General features: G+C 73.6%; 19 protein-coding genes. 18 read left to right on the top strand and 1 reads right to left on the bottom strand.

What is annotated here, in order from left to right:
* Nucleotides 1–81 precede the first annotated feature (81 nt).
* The 10 genes from AC1VM9_RS14660 to trmD all read left to right on the top strand — a co-directional run bounded on the left by AC1VM9_RS14660 (nt 82) and on the right by trmD (nt 10,981).
* Complete coding sequence (locus tag AC1VM9_RS14660; protein ID WP_483123142.1) at nt 82–2,445, top strand: [protein-PII] uridylyltransferase; 2,364 nt, start codon at nt 82–84, stop codon at nt 2,443–2,445.
* Nucleotides 2,446–2,503: 58 nt separating this feature from the next.
* Nucleotides 2,504–4,111, top strand: coding sequence for a signal recognition particle protein (gene ffh, locus AC1VM9_RS14665; protein ID WP_483123143.1), 1,608 nt, complete (start codon nt 2,504–2,506; stop codon nt 4,109–4,111).
* Nucleotides 4,112–4,315: 204 nt separating this feature from the next.
* The gene (locus AC1VM9_RS14670) at nt 4,316–5,290 is read left to right on the top strand and encodes a S1C family serine protease (RefSeq protein WP_481339193.1); all 975 of its coding nucleotides are present in this window, start codon (nt 4,316–4,318) and stop codon (nt 5,288–5,290) included.
* Between the two features lie 41 nt (nt 5,291–5,331).
* On the top strand, nt 5,332–6,156 hold the full coding sequence (locus AC1VM9_RS14675; protein ID WP_481339196.1) for an alpha/beta fold hydrolase: 825 nt from the start codon (nt 5,332–5,334) through the stop codon (nt 6,154–6,156).
* 36 nt (nt 6,157–6,192) lie between these two features.
* The gene (locus AC1VM9_RS14680) at nt 6,193–7,281 is read left to right on the top strand and encodes an amidohydrolase family protein (protein WP_481345580.1); all 1,089 of its coding nucleotides are present in this window, start codon (nt 6,193–6,195) and stop codon (nt 7,279–7,281) included.
* Entirely contained in the window at nt 7,271–8,254 is a 984-nt protein-coding gene (locus AC1VM9_RS14685) for a GNAT family N-acetyltransferase (RefSeq protein ID WP_481345581.1), read from the top strand. Before AC1VM9_RS14680 ends, AC1VM9_RS14685 begins: the two co-directional genes overlap by 11 nt.
* A gap of 172 nt (nt 8,255–8,426) precedes the next feature.
* Nucleotides 8,427–8,873, top strand: a complete 447-nt coding sequence (gene rpsP, locus AC1VM9_RS14690; RefSeq protein ID WP_481339205.1) for a 30S ribosomal protein S16 — start codon at nt 8,427–8,429, stop codon at nt 8,871–8,873.
* Nucleotides 8,874–8,875: 2 nt separating this feature from the next.
* The gene (locus AC1VM9_RS14695) at nt 8,876–9,118 is read left to right on the top strand and encodes an RNA-binding protein (protein ID WP_481339269.1); all 243 of its coding nucleotides are present in this window, start codon (nt 8,876–8,878) and stop codon (nt 9,116–9,118) included.
* A 112-nt stretch (nt 9,119–9,230) separates the two neighbouring features.
* Nucleotides 9,231–9,758 carry a ribosome maturation factor RimM gene (rimM, locus tag AC1VM9_RS14700; RefSeq protein WP_481339207.1) on the top strand — a complete coding sequence of 176 codons (528 nt, stop codon included), beginning with the start codon at nt 9,231–9,233 and terminating at the stop codon, nt 9,756–9,758.
* A 44-nt stretch (nt 9,759–9,802) separates the two neighbouring features.
* On the top strand, nt 9,803–10,981 hold the full coding sequence (trmD, locus tag AC1VM9_RS14705; protein ID WP_483124027.1) for a tRNA (guanosine(37)-N1)-methyltransferase TrmD: 1,179 nt from the start codon (nt 9,803–9,805) through the stop codon (nt 10,979–10,981).
* A gap of 11 nt (nt 10,982–10,992) precedes the next feature.
* Here trmD and AC1VM9_RS14710 read toward each other — a convergent pair whose 3' ends face one another.
* Nucleotides 10,993–11,751, bottom strand: a complete 759-nt coding sequence (locus AC1VM9_RS14710) for an ABC transporter permease (protein WP_481345582.1) — start codon at nt 11,749–11,751, stop codon at nt 10,993–10,995.
* 321 nt (nt 11,752–12,072) lie between these two features.
* Between AC1VM9_RS14710 and rplS the strand changes: the two genes are divergently transcribed.
* From rplS to dprA, 8 genes are all read left to right on the top strand, one after another.
* Nucleotides 12,073–12,447 (top strand): 50S ribosomal protein L19, encoded by a 375-nt coding sequence (gene rplS / locus AC1VM9_RS14715; protein ID WP_481339213.1) that lies wholly within the window; start codon nt 12,073–12,075, stop codon nt 12,445–12,447.
* A gap of 58 nt (nt 12,448–12,505) precedes the next feature.
* Complete coding sequence (gene lepB / locus AC1VM9_RS14720) at nt 12,506–13,222, top strand: signal peptidase I (RefSeq protein WP_483123145.1); 717 nt, start codon at nt 12,506–12,508, stop codon at nt 13,220–13,222.
* Nucleotides 13,222–14,094, top strand: a complete 873-nt coding sequence (lepB, locus tag AC1VM9_RS14725; RefSeq protein WP_483123147.1) for a signal peptidase I — start codon at nt 13,222–13,224, stop codon at nt 14,092–14,094. The genes lepB (AC1VM9_RS14720) and lepB (AC1VM9_RS14725) overlap by 1 nt, the downstream gene beginning before the upstream one ends.
* A 49-nt stretch (nt 14,095–14,143) precedes the next feature.
* Nucleotides 14,144–14,959 (top strand): ribonuclease HII, encoded by an 816-nt coding sequence (locus tag AC1VM9_RS14730; protein ID WP_481339219.1) that lies wholly within the window; start codon nt 14,144–14,146, stop codon nt 14,957–14,959.
* Complete coding sequence (locus AC1VM9_RS14735) at nt 14,956–15,276, top strand: DUF2469 domain-containing protein (RefSeq protein ID WP_076259797.1); 321 nt, start codon at nt 14,956–14,958, stop codon at nt 15,274–15,276. The genes AC1VM9_RS14730 and AC1VM9_RS14735 overlap by 4 nt, the downstream gene beginning before the upstream one ends.
* Before the next feature lie 145 nt (nt 15,277–15,421).
* Entirely contained in the window at nt 15,422–15,787 is a 366-nt protein-coding gene (locus tag AC1VM9_RS14740; RefSeq protein ID WP_481339221.1) for a YraN family protein, read from the top strand.
* Nucleotides 15,787–17,346 carry a YifB family Mg chelatase-like AAA ATPase gene (locus AC1VM9_RS14745; protein ID WP_483123148.1) on the top strand — a complete coding sequence of 520 codons (1,560 nt, stop codon included), beginning with the start codon at nt 15,787–15,789 and terminating at the stop codon, nt 17,344–17,346. Before AC1VM9_RS14740 ends, AC1VM9_RS14745 begins: the two co-directional genes overlap by 1 nt.
* Nucleotides 17,343–18,536 carry a DNA-processing protein DprA gene (gene dprA, locus AC1VM9_RS14750; RefSeq protein ID WP_483123150.1) on the top strand — a complete coding sequence of 398 codons (1,194 nt, stop codon included), beginning with the start codon at nt 17,343–17,345 and terminating at the stop codon, nt 18,534–18,536. The genes AC1VM9_RS14745 and dprA overlap by 4 nt, the downstream gene beginning before the upstream one ends.
* The last annotated feature ends 3 nt before the right edge of the window (nt 18,537–18,539 follow it).

Raw genomic sequence — 18,539 nt, forward strand, 5'->3', positions numbered from 1 at the left:
CCTCCAGCGGACGCAGCACCGGAGAAGTACAGCACCACAGCATCGTGCACACGCACCACAAGGGGACGGCGAGAACCTGACATGACGGATGTGACCACCCGACGTCTGGACCTCGCCGGCACCCGGACCTTCGCGACGCCCGGCGCCGGACCCACGCGGCGCCGGGCGCTCGCGGAGTTCGGGTTCGGGTGGCTCCAGGAGCTCTGGCGCGAGGCCTGCGCCGGGCGACGGCATGCCGGGGTGGCCCTCGCCGCGGTCGGCTCGCTCGCCCGTGGCGACGGGGGACCCCTCAGCGACTACGACCTCGTCCTCGTCCACCACCCGCGGGGGCTGTCGGGCAAGGAGGTCGGCGCCTTCGCCGACCGGCTCTGGTACCCGATCTGGGACGCCGGGGTGAAGCTCGACCACAGCGTCCGCACCGTGGCCGACTGCCGGGCGGTGGCCTCGGAGGACCTCTCGGCCGCGGTCGGGCTGCTCGACCTGACCCACGTCGCCGGCGACGCCGACGTCGTCAACGCGGCCCGCTCGACGGTGGCGCACGACTGGCGCGCCAACGCCCGCACGCGCCTCGGCGAGATGCACGAGTCCGTGCTCCAGCGGCACTCCCGACAGGGCGACCTGGCCCACCTCATCGAGCCCGACCTCAAGGAGTCGCACGGCGGCCTGCGCGACATGTCGGTCCTGCGCGCCCTCACGGCCGCCTGGCTCACCGACCGCCCGCACGGGGAGGTCGACGCCGCCTACGAGCGCATCCTCGACATCCGCGACGCCATCCACGTCGTCACCGGCCGTGGGCGTGACCGCCTCACCCGCGACGACCAGGACGCGTGCGCGGCGCTGCTCGGCCACACCGACGCCGACGACCTGCTCACCGAGCTGTCGACGTCGGCCCGGACCATCGCCTACGCCGTCGACGGCACGTTGCGCCGGGCCATGCAGTCCCAGCGTGCGCGGACGCTGCGCGTCGGGCCCCGCCGGCCCCAGCTGGCCCCGCTCGGCTACGGCCTCTACCGGCACGACGGCGAGGCAGTGCTCGGCCCGTCCGCCGACCTCGCCTCCGACCCGGTCATCCCGCTGCGGGCGGCCGTGGTCGCGGCCCGCGCCGGCATCCCGCTGTCGCCGACGACCCTGAAGAACCTTGCCGCACAGGCCCCCCCGATGCTCGAACCGTGGCCCGAGGTCGCGCGCAACCTCTTCGCCGACCTCCTGGCCACCGGTCCCGGGCTCGTCACCGTCTGGGAGGGCCTCGACCTCGCCGGTGTCATCGAGCGGTGGATCCCCGAGTGGGGCGTCGTCCGCAGCCGCCCACAGCGCAACGCCGTGCACCGCCACACCGTGGACCGGCACCTCATCGAGACCGTCGTGGCCGCGAGCGGCATGGTCCGCGACGTGTCGCGGCCCGACCTGCTCATGCTGGCCGCGGTGCTCCACGACATCGGCAAGGTGCCCGGAGCCCAGGACCACTCGGTCACCGGTGCGGGTATCGCCGACCGTGTGCTGGCCCGCATGGGTGTCCCCGACGCCGACCGTGCGGTCGTCGTGCGGCTCGTGCGCGAGCACCTCACCCTCGTCGACCTCGCGACCCGTCGCGACCCGGAGGACCCGGCCACGATCACGGCCCTGTCCGATGCCGTCGCCGGGTCGGCGACGACGCTCGACCTGCTGCGCGCCCTCACCGAGGCGGACGCGTCGGCTGCCGGCCCGAAGGCGTGGAGCGACTGGCGGGCCGGGCTCGTGGCGCGCCTGCACGACGCCTGCCGGTCGGCCCTTGGCGCCCGCACCGACGGAGAGGGGCCGCTCGTGGTGGAACCGATGGAGACCGTGCCGCTCTCGCCCGAGGCACAGGCGCGCGTCGCCGCCGGCGAGCCGTATGTCACCGTGACCTCGCTCGGCGGCGCACACCGCATCGACATCGTCGACCGCGACCGTGCCGGCCTCTTCGCCGACACCGCCGGACTGCTCGCGGCGCACGGCTTCGTCGTGCGCTCTGCCATCGTGCGGACCCTCGACCGGCTCGCCGTCAACGAGTGGTGGGTCGACTCGCCGAGCAGCGAGACGCCGCTGCCCGAGGCGATCGCCCGTGACCTGACCCGGGTGGCGGCGGGGGACCGGTCACCACTCGGCAGGCTCCAGCGTCGACGGTCCTCGAGCGTGCGCAGCCCCGGCTCGGGGTCGGTCGACTCCACGCGCGCCATGGTCATCAGCAGCGCGTCCGAGACCGCGACGGTCATCGAGGTGCGCGCCACGGACCGCCCCGGTCTGCTGCAGGACATCGGCATCACGCTGGCCAGGGCGTCGCTGTCGGTGCGGTCGGCCCACATCGCGACGTACGCCGGCCAGACGCTCGACACGTTCTACGTCACCGAGTTCGGCGGCGGCCAGCTGGCACCGGCCCGCGCCGCCCAGGCCGTCGCCATGATCATCGACACCTGCGACGCCGACTGAACCGGCGCCGGCCGAGCGCCGGGTCGGAGCAGGACGCCGGAGCGGATAGCCTTTGCGGGTGTTCGCATCCCTGTCTGACCGGCTGACCGCCACCTTCAAGAACCTCCGCGGCAAGGGGAGGCTCTCGGAGTCCGACGTCAACTCGACGATCCGCGACATCCGGCTCGCCCTGCTCGACGCCGACGTCGCGCTGCCCGTCGTCAAGCGTTTCACCTCGCGGGTGCGCGAGCGGGCGCTCGGCGCCGAGGTCAGCCAGGCGCTCAACCCGGCCCAGCAGGTCGTCAAGATCGTCAACGAGGAGCTCGTCGGGATCCTCGGTGGCCAGACCCGCACGCTGCGGCTGGCCAAGCAGCCGCCCACGGTCATCCTCCTGGCGGGCCTGCAGGGCTCGGGCAAGACGACCTTCGCCGGCAAGCTGGGGCGCCGCCTCAAGGACCAGGGGCACACGCCGGTGCTCGTCGCCGCCGACCTCCAGCGCCCCAACGCCGTCACCCAGCTCGAGGTCGTCGGTGAGCGCGCCGGCATCCCGGTCTTCGCCCCGGAGCGGGGCAACATGGGCGGCCACGACGCCGTCCTCGGCACCGGCGAGGGCACCCGCTCGTTCGGCGACCCCGTCGCCGTGTCACGGCTCGGCATCGAGCACGCGCGCGCCAAGCAGTACGACGTCGTCATCGTCGACACCGCCGGCCGCCTCGCCGTCGACGCCGACCTCATGCAGCAGGCGTCCGACATCCGTGACGCCGTGCAGCCCGACGAGGTCCTCTTCGTCATCGACGCGATGATCGGCCAGGCGGCCGTCGAGACCGCCCAGGCCTTCCACGACGGCGTCGCCTTCACCGGCGTCGTGCTGTCCAAGCTCGACGGCGACGCCCGCGGTGGTGCAGCCCTGTCGGTCACCGAGATCACGGGCGAGCCGATCATGTTCGCCTCGACCGGTGAGAAGGTCACCGACATCGAGGTGTTCCACCCCGACCGCATGGCCAGCCGCATCCTGGACATGGGCGACGTCCTGACGCTCATCGAGCAGGCCGAGAAGGCCTTCGACAAGCGCCAGGCCGACGAGATGGCCCGCAAGTTCCTCGCCGAGGAGGACTTCACGTTCGAGGACTTCCTCGAGCAGATGAACGCCATCAAGCGGATGGGCTCGCTCAAGTCGATGCTGAAGATGATGCCGGGCATGCAGGGCATGCGAGAGCAGCTCGACGCCTTCGACGACCGCGAGTTCGACCGGGTCGAGGCCATGGTCCGTTCGATGACGCCCTTCGAGCGCACCCACCCCAAGCAGATCAACGGCTCCCGACGCGCCCGCATCGCCAAGGGCTCCGGTGTCACCGTCACCGACGTCAACCAGCTGCTCGAGCGCTTCGGCCAGGCCCAGAAGATGATGAAGTCGCTGGCCCGTGGCGGTGGTGGCGGTCTGCCCGGGATGCCGGGAGTCCCCGGCAAGGGCAAGCGCGGCAAGCAGCAGCCGCAGCGCAGGAAGAGCAGGAGCGGCAACCCGGCCAAGCGGGCCGCGGAGGAGCGCGCCGCCGCCGAACGCGCCGGAGCGCCGCGTCCGCTGGCGGGCAGCTCGTTCGGCGGTGCCGACGGCTCGACCGACCCGCTCGCCGGCCTCGACCCGTCGAGCCTGCCGAAGGGCTTCGAGAAGTTCCTCGGCAAGGGCTGACGCCGGCCTCCCGGGTCACGCGTCCGGTCGACCGGCCGGAACCACGGACGCCCGGGCCGGGCGCCCGTCCCCCTGGTCCGTCCTCCCGCCTGGCGCGTGTTCGCCTCGGGCGAAACCCCGCCGGCCCGGGAATGCCTCCAGCGGCCCGTTCGCTGCACGGGTGAGGTGCACCGCGCTCGCCGCGGTGGGGCAGCAGGAGGAGGAATGGCGCTCTTCGAGATGCCGGCGGCGCCGGAACCGGCCGACGACGAGGTCCTCGACGCGTACTCACGGACCGTGAGCTCCGTCGCCCGCCGGCTCGCACCGGTCGTGGCGAGCCTCCGGGTCCACCGGCCGGTCCGGGGCGGGACCGTCGAGGGCGGCGGGTCGGCCGTCGTGCTCACCGAGGACGGGCTGCTGCTGACCAACGCCCACGTCGTCGACGGCGTCGACCGGGGCACGGCCCACTTCGTCGACGGCACCTCCGTCACCGTGCACCTCGTCGGGACCGACCCGCTCTCGGACCTCGCGGTCGTGCGCGCCGAGTCGTCGCTCGCCCCGCCGCCCGAGTTCGGTGACGCCGACCGGCTCGAGGTCGGGCACGTCGTCGTCGCCATCGGCAACCCCCTCGGCCTCGAGGGGAGTGTCACAGCCGGCGTGGTCAGCGCCCTGGGGCGGTCGCTGCCGACCCGCTCCGGCACTGCCGGCCGGTTCGTCGAGGACGTCATCCAGACCGACGCGGCCCTGAACCCTGGCAACTCCGGTGGGGCGCTCGCCGACTCCCGGGCGCGGGTCGTGGGGATCAACACGGCGGTGGCCGGTGTCGGGCTGGGCCTCGCGGTACCCGTCAACGCCACCACCCGCAGGATCATCGAGGCGCTCGTCGACGACGGGCACGTCCGCAGGGGCTACCTCGGCCTGGTGACCGCGCCCGTCCCCGTGTCCGACGAGGTCGCGGCCAGACTCGGCCGACGCACCGCGCTGCGGATCGTCCAGGTGGTGCCGGGCAGCCCTGCCGAGGGCGCGGGGCTCATGCGGGGCGACGTCGTCGTCGCCGCCGACGGGCGAGCGCTGACCGACGCGCAGTCGCTGCAGCGGATCCTGCTCGACGAGGCCATCGACCGGTCGATGGAGATCACCGTCCTTCGCGGGTCCGCGCTCGTCGACGTCTTCGCGGTGCCCCGGCTCCTGCGCGGGTGACTCCTCGGTGACTCCGGGGCACACCGGCCTAGGCTCGTGCCGTGGTCACGACGAACGGGCTGCACCGCCTCGTCCTCGGCGACGGCCGCCGCGTCGACGTCTGGGAGGGCGGTGACCCGCGGGGCTCGCCCGTCCTGTACTTCCACGGCACCCCCGGCGGCCGCCTGCAGGGCGCCCTCGGCGACGGCGCCGCCCGACGCGCGGGCGTGCGGCTGGTGTCGGCGTCGCGTCCGGGGTACGGCGGTTCGAGCGACGCCGCCACGACCCTGACGTCGGTGGCGCGCGACGCGGTCGAGGTCGCCGACCGGCTCGGGATGGGGTCCTTCGCAGCGCTCGGCGCCTCCGGTGGTGGGCCCTACGCCCTCGCGGCAGCGGCCGTCGCGCCGGGCCGCGTCGTCGCGGTCGGCGTCGTCGCCGGGGTCGGGCCGCTGGCCGAGCTCGAACCGGGGTCCGTCGACGCCGAGGCCACCGCTCTCCTGCGGGCCGGACGCGTCGAGTCCGCCGTGGCACGGGTGGACCGCCTGCACCGTGACGGTCGCGGCCACCTCGTCGGCAGGTTCGTCGTGCCGGAGCTGCTCGAGCCGTGGACCCCGGCCGGACGGCCCGGCGTGCCCGCCTACCGCGGCGTCTCGCGGGACGACCTCGCGCTCGGGCCGGGGTGGGACCTCGACCTGTCCGCCGTCCGGGCCCCCGTCCACCTCTGGTACGGAGACCACGACCGGGCGGTGCCGCTGGCCCACGGCGAGTGGCTCCACGCGCACCTGCCCACCTCGGTTCTCGTCGTCCGTGCGGGCGCCGGCCACCTCGCCACCCTCGTGGCCCACTGGGCCGACGTCCTCGCGACGCTCCGAGGCGCCCACCGCTGAGCCCGGCCGGAGGCCTTCCCGGTTAGGGTCGGTGCCATGACAGCACCGGTGCTCCATGTGCGTGGTCGCGTGCTCGTCGGACCGGAGGAGAGGGTCGACCAGCTGTGGGTCGTCGACGGGCGCATCACCTTCACCGCCCCCGCCTCGACCGTGGACGTGCAGACGCTCGAGGGCTGGGTGGTGCCGGGCATCGTCGACGCGCACTGCCACGTGGGCCTCGGGCCGCACGGCGAGGTGCCCCGCGAGGTCGCCGAGCAGCAGGCGATCACCGACCGTGACGCCGGCACGCTCCTCATCCGCGACGCCGGCCAGCCGGGTGACACGCGGTGGGTGGACGACCGTGCGGACCTGCCCAAGATCATCCGTGCCGGGCGACACATCGCGCGGACGCGCCGCTACCTGCGCAACTTCGGGCACGAGATCGAGGAGGACGAGCTGACGCGCTACGTCCGGCTCGAGGCCCACCGCGGCGACGGCTGGGTCAAGCTCGTCGGGGACTGGATCGACCGCGACGTCGGCGACCTCGCGCCGAGCTGGTCCCGGGAGGCGGCCGCCGCCGCCGTCGCCACCGCGCACGAGGAAGGGGTCCGCGTCACGGCGCACTGCTTCGGCGAGCAGTCGCTGCGCGACCTCGCGGATGCCGGCATCGACTGCGTCGAGCACGCCACCGGCCTGCAGGACGACACCATCGACACCTTCGCGGCCCAGGGCATCGCCATCGTGCCGACGCTCGTCAACATCGCGACCTTCCCGGCGATCGCCGAGCCGGCGCGGGAGAAGTTCCCCGGCTACCACCGGCACATGCTCGACCTGCACGCGCGGCGGCACGCCACGGTCGGCGCCGCCCACGAGGCCGGGGTGCCGATCTACGTCGGCACCGACGCCGGTGGCAGCCTGCCCCACGGCCTCGCGGTCCAGGAGATGGTCGAGCTGACCACGGCCGGCCTGACCCGGGTCGAGGCGTTGTCCGCGGGGACGTGGTCGGCCCGACGGTGGCTGGGCCGGCCCGGCCTCGAGGAGGGTGCCGACGCCGACCTGCTCGTCGTCGCCGGTGACCCGCGCGAGGACCTCTGCGCGCTCGCGGACCCGACGGGCATCGTCCTGCGGGGGCGCGTTGTCCGCTGAGGGGCCCCGTGAGCCCGAGCCCGCCGACCCGCCGCTGAGCGCCACGGGCGAGCGCGTCGAGGTGCGCCCGCCCCGGCCGTCCGACACGGCGGCCTACGCCGAGGCCGTGACGCGCTCGCTGCGACGGCTGTCGGACTTCGCGATGCCGGACCCGACGAACTTCCCGATCGTCCTGCACAACCAGTCGCCGACCTACCGCACGTTCCTCGTCCTGGCCCGCGACCCCGGGGGTGACCACGGGCTCGTCGGACGCGTCAACGTCGCCAACGTCGTCGGGGGCGCGTTCCGCAGCGCCACGGTCGGCTACGACGCGTACGACCCCTACGTCGGGCGGGGCCTGTTCGCCGAAGGGCTCGAGCTCGTCGTCGGCCTCGCCTTCGCCGACGAGCCGCACGGCCTGGGCCTGCACCGGCTCGAGGCCAACATCCAGCCGGCCAACACCCGCTCGGCCGGGCTCGTGCGCTCCCTCGGGTTCGTCCACGAGGGGTTCTCCCGCGACTTCCTGCACCTGCCCGGCGTCGACGGCCGACGCGCCTGGCGCGACCACGACCGCTACACCGTGCTGTCCTCGGAGTGGCCCGCCCCGCCGTACCGGGCCCACGGGCTGCGGCGCCTCGCCTGCGTCGTCCTCGGCGGCGCGGGGTTCGCCGGGCAGGGTGGCCAGGGCCTCGCCTCGGCCCTCGCGGCCGAGCTCGAGGTGCCCCTGCTGTCGGCGTCGACGCTCACTGGGCCCGACTCCACGGGGGCGACGGTCACGCAGGACGCGCGAACCACCGCCATCCTCTTCGAGCTGCTGCGTACGTCACCGGTCGGTGGTGTCGTCGAGTGCCGCGCGACGCGGCCGGAGGTGCGGATGGGCCTGGCGCGCAGCGGTTTCGCGCCGTCGGTCGTCCCGGTCCTCGACGCGGCCTTCGACGTGCCGCGTCGTGAGGTCGTGCGGCAGGCCCTTGCCGTGCGGGCCGCGTTCGCCTGAGCGCGGTCGGGGCGCAGACACGGTTCGGAGCACCGTCCCGCGTCTGGCACAATGGACGGCTGTACCCGTCCGGCCGCAGCTCGGCTGGACCGGACGCCTACACCCGAGCCATGGCTCCCCGCCGATCCCGCGGCGGTCTTGCCGTGCTCACGATGAAGGAGACCACCAGACCGTGGCAGTCAAGATCCGACTGAAGCGCATGGGCAAGATCCGTGCACCGTTCTACCGCGTCGTCGTCATGGACTCGCGCACCAAGCGCGACGGCCGTGCGATCGAGGAGATCGGCAAGTACCACCCCACCGAGGAGCCCTCGCTCATCGAGATCGACGCCGAGCGCGCGAAGTACTGGCTCAGCCAGGGCGCCCAGCCGACCGAGGCCGTCGCCGCCCTGCTCAAGGTCGTCGAGGAGGGCAAGGTCCGGACCGCCGAGCCGAAGCCCTCGAAGAAGGACCTCTACGAGGCCGCCGTGGCCGCCGCCGGCAAGGGCTCCGACGCGGGTGCCTCCGGCGCCACGACCCCGAAGAAGAAGGCGGCCAAGAAGGCCGACGCTCCGGTGGCCGAGGCGACCGAGGCCACCGAGGCCGCTCCCGAGGCCGCCGAGGCCGAGAAGAGCGAGTGACCGTGCTCGAGGAGGCGCTCGAGCACCTCGTCAAGGGCATCGTCGACCACGACGAGGACGTCGTCGTGCGTCGCAAGGAGCTGCGTCGTGGCGAGCTGCTCGAGGTCCGGGTCCACCCCGACGACCTCGGCCGCGTCATCGGCCGCTCCGGACGCACCGCCAGCGCCCTGCGCACCGTCGTCAGCGCGCTCGCGGGCGGCGGGAACGTCCGGGTCGACATCGTCGACACCGACCGCGTCCGCTGAGCCGTCCGAGGACGGCCGCAGCCGCACCACCGACGCCGAGGGGCGTCCCGGGACCTCCCGGGGCGCCCCTCGCGGCGTCCGGGCCACCGCCAAACCTGAGAGGATCGGCGCCATGAACGTCGTGCTCGCGCGCATCGGCAAACCGCACGGCCTGCGGGGAGAGGTCACCGTCCAGCTGCACACCGACGACCCCGAGACGCGGTTCGCCGTCGGCACCGTCATCGAGACGGAGGCCGAGCCGGGAACCGGCGTCCCCCACCGGCTGACCGTGGCGAGCACCCGCGTGCATCGCGGCATCTGGTTGCTGCGTTTCGAGGAGGTGCCCGACCGCGTCGGTGCCGAGGGCCTGCGCGGCACGCGCCTCGTGCTGCCCGAGCCGCAGGCGGCCGCCGAGGAGGACGCCTTCTACGAGGAGGATCTCGTCGGGCTCGAGGTGCGCGACACCGCCGGTGCCCGCCTCGGCACCGTGAGCGGCCTGGAGATCGGCGCGGCCCAGGACCGGCTCGTCCTCGCCCTCGACGAGGGGTTCACGGCCTGGGTTCCGTTCGTGCGGCGCATCGTGCCGACGGTCGAATCCGACCACGTCGTCGTCGACCCGCCGCCCGGCCTCTTCGACCTCTACCGCGAGGCGGGCGAGTGAGCCCTGCGCCCCCGACCGACGTCGCGCCCGGTGCCGGCCCCACCCTGCGCGTCGACGTCGTCTCGATCTTCCCCGAGTACCTCGCCGCGCTCGACCTGTCGCTCATCGGCAAGGCCCGCGCCGACGGCCTGCTCGACGTGCGCGTCCACGACCTGCGGGACCACGCGCACGACCGGCACCGCACCGTCGACGACACCCCGTACGGCGGCGGCGCCGGCATGGTGATGAAGCCGCAGCCGTGGTCCGAGGCGCTCGACGCCGTCGTCGCGTCCGCGCCTGCCGGCAGCGCGGGACGGCCCCGGCTCGTCGTCCCCGGCCCGGGCGGCACCCCGTTCTCGCAGTCTCTCGCCCGTGAGCTGGCGAAGGAGCCGTGGCTGGCGTTCGCCTGCGGGCGCTACGAGGGCATCGACGAACGGGTCTACGAGTACGCTCGCGAGGACCTCGGGCTCGAGGTCTCGGTCGTCAGCCTCGGCGACTACGTCCTCAACGGCGGCGAGGTCGCCGTGCTCGCCATGGTCGAGGCGGTCGGGCGGCTCCTGCCCGGGGTCATCGGCAACGCCGAGTCGCTCGTCGAGGAGTCCCACGAGGACGGCCTGCTCGAGTACCCGATCTACACCCGCCCCCGGACGTGGAAGGGCCGCGACGTGCCGGACGTCCTGCTCTCGGGCGACCACGCCGCCATCGCCGCCTGGCGCCACCGGCAGCGGCTCGAGCGCACTGCGGCACGCCGTCCGGACCTGCTCCACGCCTCGCACGGTGCGGGCGAGGTCGAGATCCGGCTCGCGACGCCGGCCGACGTCCCCGAGCTGCACGTCCTGACCCGGGCCTGCTGGGTGCAGGAGGCCCTCGCCAACGACACCCTCGCGATCCCCGCGCTCACCGAGACCCTCGAGCAGGCCCGGGCCGCGCTCGAGGCCCACGACACGTGGGTCGCCGTCAAGGGCGGCCGCATCGTCGGCTCGGTGCGCACGTCGCGGCACGGCGACGAGTGGTTCGTCGGCCGCCTGTGCGTGGCGCCGGACCTCCAGGGCCACGGGCTCGGCCGGCGGCTGCTCGAGCACGCAGAGGCGACGGCCCCGGCCGACGTCCGCACGTTCGCCCTCGACACGGGCGAGCGCAGCACCGACAACCTGCGCCTCTATCGCAAGGCCGGCTACCGCATCGACACGTCGGCGCAGCCGGCCGTGCCCGGTGCCGTGCGGTTGCGCAAGCGGCGTCGCTGACGCGTCCGTCCTCAGGAGACGAGGGCGCCCCGGAGGTCGTCGGGCAGGATGCGCCGCTCGCGGATGAAGCGGGCCTCGACACCCGCGGTGATGGCCTGGGTGGCCATGATCGCGAAGAGGACGAGGACCTGGGCGGTGGCCGCCTGGATGGCGCTGCCGCCACCGAGCATGACGCCGATGAAGGCGCCCGGCAGCGTGACGAGGCCCGACGTGCGCACCTGGTCCAGGCTCGGGACGATCCCCTCGGGCACCCGCCGGGCGATGATCTCGTCGATGGCCTGGGCGGACGTGAGGCCGAGCGACAACGCCGCCTCGTACTGCCCGTGCTCCTCGCGCAGGGCCGCGAAGGCGCGCCGACCCACGAGCGTGTGCACGGTCATGGTGTTGCCGATGACGATGCCGGCCACCGGGATGAGCGCGATCCCCGTGAAGGGCACGGTGCCGCTGAGGACGATGACCGACACGACGGGCAGCACCCCGCTGGCCATCGCCACGGCGGCCCAGGGCCAGGACGCCGACGCGCCGACGCGCCTGGCGGTCGTGAGCACGGCGGTCGCGAACATGACCCCGACGGCGAGCAGCGACAGCCAGACCGACCCGACGACGACGGTGATGACGAGCGCGACCAGCGACAGCTGCACGACCGCGCGGAGGGCGGCGACGACCGCCTGGCGGTCGAGGGGGATGCGGCCGGCTCGCTGTGCCACGACGGTCACGGTGAGCAGCACGACGAGGGCGAGGGCGACGGACCAGCCGGGGGAGACGTCCACGGCGCCACCGTAGACGGCACCGTGGACGTGACCGTGGACGTGACCGTCGACGACGCCGGACACACGGCCGGTGACGCCGCCGGTGACGCGGCCGGTGGCGCCGCCGTGGTCGCGCCGCCCGGTGGGGCGCTCGCCGATTTCGGGTCTGCGCGTGGCTCTGGCAGACTTGGTCCTTGCGTCCGGCACATGACGGCCCCTGCCACAGGGGGAGTCGGGTCACCACCACGCGGGTCCGTCCCGCCGGGTGGCCCACGTGGCCCGGCCGACGCGCACCATGACCTGCGAGGGGTGGCCTGTGGCACCCAGGAAAGCGATCCAACCATGCACACGTTCGACGAGCTCAACGCCGCCTCGATGCGCACCGACGTCCCGGAGTTCCGCGCCGGCGACACCGTGAAGGTCCACGTCAAGGTCGTCGAGGGCACCCGCTCGCGCATCCAGGTCTTCCAGGGTGTCGTCATCCGTCGTCACGGCGGCGGCGTCGGCGAGACCTTCACCGTCCGCAAGATCTCCTTCGGTGTCGGGGTCGAGCGCACCTTCCCGCTGCACACGCCGATCATCGACAAGATCGAGCTGGTCACCCGCGGTGACGTCCGTCGCGCGAAGCTGTACTACCTGCGCGGTCTGCGCGGCAAGGCCGCCAAGATCCGCGAGAAGCGCGAAACGGTCCCGGCCAAGGCCGACGCGAAGAACTGACGCACGGCGTCAGGTTGACCACCCGAGGCGCGGTGGGTCCCCACGCGGGCGTGCCGGCATGACAGCCGGCATCCCACCGGAGCAGGGGCCCGCCGCGCCTTCGTCGTCCCCGGGAGTGGCGCGGTCGCGCAGCGCCCTGCGCCGGCACCGCTGGATGATCGGCCCGGCCGTCCTGCTGCTCGCCGTCGTCGTCGTGCGGGCCTTCCTCGTGACGCCGTTCGGCATCCCGAGCGAGTCGATGGAGGACACCCTCCTCGTCGGCGACCGCCTCCTCGTCTCGCGCACCACCGCCCCCGAGCACCTCGAGCGCGGCGACATCATCGTCTTCGACGCCTCCCAGGCCTTCGGCCTGCGGGTCCCCGACCGGGGGTTCCTGCAGACGCTCGTCGAGGCCGCCGAGAGCATCGTCGGCAAAGGCCAGCCGACGGACTACGTCAAGCGGATCATCGGGCTGCCCGGTGACCGCGTCCGCTGTTGCGCCGCGGACGGACGCCTCGAGGTCAACGGCGTCGCGATCGACGAGCCCTACCTCGCGCCGGGCCAGAAACCGAGCCTCGTGCCCTTCGACGTGCAGGTCCCGCGCGACCGGTTCTGGGTGATGGGCGACAACCGCGGGTCGTCCTCGGACTCGCGGGCACACCTCGGCGATCCGGGCGGCGGCATGGTGCCGGGGGAGGACGTCATCGGCAAGGTCTGGGTGCGATACTGGCCGCTCGGTCGGCTCGGCCCGGTCGAGCAGGGCCAGATTGCCTCCGTCCCACGAAATGGTGAGTGATGTCGCAGTACACCGGACGCTCCGAGGACCCGACGCGCGGGCGTTCGGCTGACGACAGCGACGACGAGGACTATCTCGACGGTGACTACGACGAGGAGCCGCGTCGCGGCTTCGGGGCGACGCTGCTCGCGGGGATCAAGGAGATCGTCATCGTCGTCGTCCTCGCGATGGCCCTGTCGTTCATCGTCAAGACCTGGCTGTTCCAGGCCTTCTACATCCCGTCCGGCTCGATGGAGAACACGCTCGTCAAGGACGACCGCGTCATCGTCAGCAAGCTGACGCCCGGCCCCTTCGACCTCAAGCGCGGCGACGTCGTCGTCTTCGAGGACCCGGGCACGCCATCGCCCTGGCTCTCCGGGGTCGAGAATGCGCACAGCACCGTCGGCGGGCCGTTCCACGACGCGCTGGTCTTCGTCGGCCTGCTGCCCGAGGACGCCGAGAACCACCTCATCAAGCGGGTCATCGGCCTACCCGGCGACCACGTCCAGGCCGACGGCGGCACCGGCAAGATCAAGGTCAACGGCGTCGAGATCACCGAGTCCTACGTCAAGCCGGGCGACGCCCCGAGCCAGGGCAAGGCGTTCGACATCGTCGTGCCGCCGGGCAAGATCTGGGTCATGGGCGACCACCGCTCGGACTCCTCCGACAGCCGCTGGCACGACGACGGGACGGGCGCCACCGGCTCGGTGCCCATGGACAGGATCGTCGGGCGCGCACTGTTCATCGTGTGGCCCATCGACCACGTGACGTGGCTCGGCGTGCCCGAGCGGACCTTCGGGTCGGTACCCGCGCCCTCCGGCGCCACCCCCAAGGCGACGACGAACCCGACCCCCACCAGCAAGGCGACGACGGCGACGACGGCGTCCCGCTGACGCGCAGACGTCATCCCGCCACCGCGCTCCGCCCCCGGACAGACTGAAGATGCCCCGACCCGCCCCCTCCAAGAAGCCCTCCCTCCGCGTGGAGCGTGCGCTGCAGCGATCCGGCCACCGCCTCCTCGCCGGGATGGACGAGGTCGGGCGCGGCGCGCTCGCCGGGCCCGTCACCGTCGGCGTCGTCGTCATCGACGAGACCGTCCGCACCGCCCCCACCGGGGTCAAGGACTCCAAGCTGCTCACCGAGAAGGCCCGCGTCGGCCTGGTGCCGCGGATCCAGCGGTGGGCCGTCGCCTACGCCGTCGGTCACGCGTCGGCCGACGAGATCGACGCCATCGGCATCATGGCGGCGCTGCGCCTTGCGGGCACCCGCGCCCTCGCCGCCATCGACGTCGTGCCCGACCTCGTCATCCTCGACGGCAACCACGACTGGCTCACGGCTCCGGGCGAGGTCGGCCTGCTCGCCTTCGCCGGCGACGCCACGGGACCCTCGACGCCTCCGGTGACGACGATGGTCAAGGCCGACCTCAAGTGCTCGTCCGTCGCGGCCGCGAGCGTGCTCGCCAAGGTCGAGCGCGACACGATGATGGTCGGCCTGGCCGACGTGCACCCCGAGTACGGCTGGAACCTCAACAAGGGCTACGCGGCACCCGAGCACCTCGAGGCCTTGACCAGGGTGGGGCCGTGTGACCTGCACCGGCGCTCGTGGCGTCTGCCCGGGGTGGGAGACGACCCCGCACTTGAGGTGTTGAATGAGATGACCGACGCGTCGCTGCCGCCGCTGGTGGCCGACGGCCAGGGCCAGCAGGGACAGCGCCAGCTGCACGAGCAGCACGAGCAGACAGGAGCGGCGATCACGTGAGCTCGGAAGACCTCGAGAAGTACGAGACCGAGATGGAGCTGCAGCTCTACAAGGAGTACCGCGACGTCGTCGGCCTCTTCACCCACGTCGTCGAGACCGAGCGCCGCTTCTACCTGGCCAACTCCGTCGACGTGAAGGTGCGCACCGACGGCGGTGAGGTGTTCTTCGACGTGACGATGTCCGACGCGTGGGTGTGGGACATCTACCGGCCTGCGCGCTTCGTCAAGAACGTGCGCGTCGTGACGTTCAAGGACGTCAACATCGAGGAGCTGCCCAAGCCCGACATCAAGCTCCCGGAGTCCGGCGACTTCTCCTGACGCCGCCCGTCCCGACGTCGCTCGGGCCCGTGTCCCGCCGGCGCAGGGCGGACGCCGTCCACATCCCCCGGTCTCCGGCGCCCGTCGTCCACAGGCCGGTCCCGGTCCCTGGTCCGCTGCCGCGCCGACCCCGACAGTGGTCGGCATGGACCTCCCGACCCGCGTCCTCGGTGACTACGGCGAGCGGCTCGCCGCGCGCTACCTCGCCGAGCACGGCCTGACCATCCTCGACCGCAACTGGCGCTGCGTGCGCGGCGAGATCGACATCGTCGCCGCCGACCGCGGCTGCCTCGTCGTGTGCGAGGTCAAGACCCGCACCAGCGAGGTGTTCGGGGCGCCGTTCGAGGCCGTGACCTGGCGCAAGCAGCGCAGACTCCGTCAGCTGGCAGGCCTCTGGCGCGACGCGCACCCCGACCACCCGGTCGCCGGGCCGCTGCGCATCGACGTCGTGTCGATCCTCTGGGCCTCCGACACCCGTCCCCGGCTCCAGCACCTGCAGGGGGTGTGCTGATGGGCCTGGGACGCACCCGTGCCGTCGGGCTGCGCGGCGTGCGCGGCTTCCTCGTCCGGGTCGAGGCGCACGTCGCTCCCGGGCTGCCCGGGTTCTCCATCAGCGGTCTGGGCGACTCCGCGGTCGGGCAGTCGGCCGACCGCATCAAGGCCGCCGCCTCCCTCGTCCAGGACATGCCCGTCACCCAGCGACGCGTCATCGTCAACCTCTCGCCGGCGGGCGAGCGCAAGGTCGGCACCGGGTTCGACCTGGCGATCTTCGTCGCGGTCGCGGCGGCTCTCGGCAAGATCCCGCCCGAGGTCGTGCGCTCCGTCGTCCACGTCGGCGAGGTCGGTCTGGACGGTACGGTCCGCCCGGTGCCGGGCGTGCTCCCGCTCGTGCACGCTGCCGCGCAGTCCGGGGCCCGGCACGTCGTCGTCCCGGTCGCCAACGCCGCCGAGGCGAGGCTCGTGCCGGGCATCCGGGTGCACCCCGCCGCCGAGGTCACCGAGCTCGTGCGGCGCTACACGGCGCTCCAGCGCGGCCGCCCGGTCGAGGAGGTCACCGTGCCCGACCCGCCGCCCGCCCTCGAGGAGGAGGTCAAGGACCTCTGCGACGTCGTCGGGCAGGCCGAGGCCAAGCTCGCCCTCGAGATCGCCGCTGCCGGCGGACACCACCTGCTCTTCGCCGGTCCTCCGGGCGCCGGCAAGACGATGCTCGCCGAACGGCTCCCCGGCATCCTGCCGCCCCTCGGCGCAGCAGAGTCCATGGAGGTCACGGCCATCCACTCCGTCGTCGGTAGCTTCCACGACGAGGACGCCGTGGCGGCGCGGCTCATCACGCGCCCACCGTTCGTGGCGCCGCACCACGGTGCGTCGCAGGCGGCGGTCATCGGCGGCGGCAGCGGTCGCATCCAGCCGGGCGCCATCACGCGGGCCCACCACGGCGTGCTGTTCCTCGACGAGACGCCCGAGTTCGACAAGCACGTCCTGCAGGCGCTGCGCACACCGCTGGAACGCGGTGTCGTCGCGATCGCACGGGCCCACGACCACGTGGTGTTCCCGTCCCGGTTCCAGCTCGTCCTGGCCGCCAACCCGTGTCCGTGCGGCCACGGCTGGGGCAAGGGCCTCGACTGCACGTGCACCCCGATGGCCCGTCGCGCCTACTTCGGCAAGATCAGCGGGCCACTGCTCGATCGCGTCGACCTCCAGGTGCATGTCCAGCCGCCGGCGTTGTCGATGGTGGGGCAGCCGCCGGGCGAGCGAAGCACGGCCGTTGCCGCCCGCGTCGCCCAGGCCAGGGACGTGCAACGGGCCCGCTGGTCCGACCGCGTGCCCGGACGCTCGCTCAACGCCGACGTGCCCGGCTCGGTGCTGCGCGAGGGGCCCTGGCGGCTGCCCCCGTCGGTCACCGCCCGCCTCGATCGCGCCCTCGAGTCCGGTGGCATCAGCCTCCGCGGCTACGACCGCACGTTGCGGTGCGCGTGGACGGTGGGCGACCTCTCCGGCCTGCAACGCCCCGGTGGCGACGAGGTGGAGCTGGCACTGTCGCTGCGGCGGCAGTCGGTGGCCGCGGCATGAGCGCCATGCAGCCGCAGCTGCCCGTGGACGGCCCGGACCCCGAACCGGACGACGTCCGGCCCGGCAGTGTCCCGGCCTCCGAGGAGGAACGTCGGGCACGCGCGGCCCTGTCCCGGGTCGTGGAACCGTGTGACGCAGAGGTCGCGGTGCTGGTGCACGCACTCGGGCCCGTGGAGGCGATGCAGCGGGTGCGCTCGGGTTCCGGCACCCTGGCCCGGTTCGCCGGCCGGGTCCGCGGGCTCGACGTCTCTCGCGACCTCGAGGTGGCCTCGAAGGTCGGCGCGCGCCTGGTCGTGCCGGGTGACCCGGAGTGGTCCGAGCGGCTCGACGAGCTGCCGATCCCGCCGTGGTGCCTCTGGGTCGTCGGCCCCCTCGACCTGGTGGACGTGTGCGAGCGTTCCGTCGCGGTCGTCGGGGCGCGGGCCAACACCGCGTACGGAGAGCACGTCACCACCGACCTCGCCTCGGGGCTCGCCCGTCGTCGGTGGACGGTCGTGTCGGGTGCTGCCCTCGGCATCGATGCGGCCGCCCACCGAGGAGCGCTCGCCGTCGGCGGCTCCACCGCGGCCGTCGTCGCCGGCGGCGTGGACCGTCTCTACCCGGTGGCCAACGCGGCGCTGCTGCGGCGGGTCGCAGCCGAGGGACTGGTCGTGTCGGAAGCCGCGCCGGGCGCCGCACCGATGAAGTCGCGGTTCCTGTCCCGCAACCGCCTGATCGCGGCGTTGACCCGGGGGACCATCGTCGTCGAGGCGGACCTGAGGTCCGGCTCGCGCAACACCGTCACGCACGCCGAAGGACTCGCACGTCCCGTCGGTGCCGTACCGGGCCCGGTCACCTCCATGACGTCGGCCGGGTGCCACCAGGAGATCCGGAAGGGGCGAGCGGTCCTCGTCACCTCCGTCGACGAGGTCATCGACCTCGTCGGCACGATCGGGGCGGACGCGTGCGACGAGCCGCGCGCCGGCGACACCGAGGTCGACCGGCTCGCACCGGAGGACAAGGCGGTGCTCGAGGCCGTGCCGTACCGCCGTCCGGTCCCGCTCGACGTCATCTCGCGCGAGGCCGCGCGGGCACCGCTGTCGGTCCGGGCTGCGCTGGCCCGGCTCGAGGACGCCGGGCTCGTCATCGGTGAGGCCGGCACGTGGCGCAAGACCCCCACACCGCCCCGCCGGGTCCGGGCCGCCGAGTGAGCG

Source organism: Monashia sp. HAY1-11D (assembly GCF_056868035.1).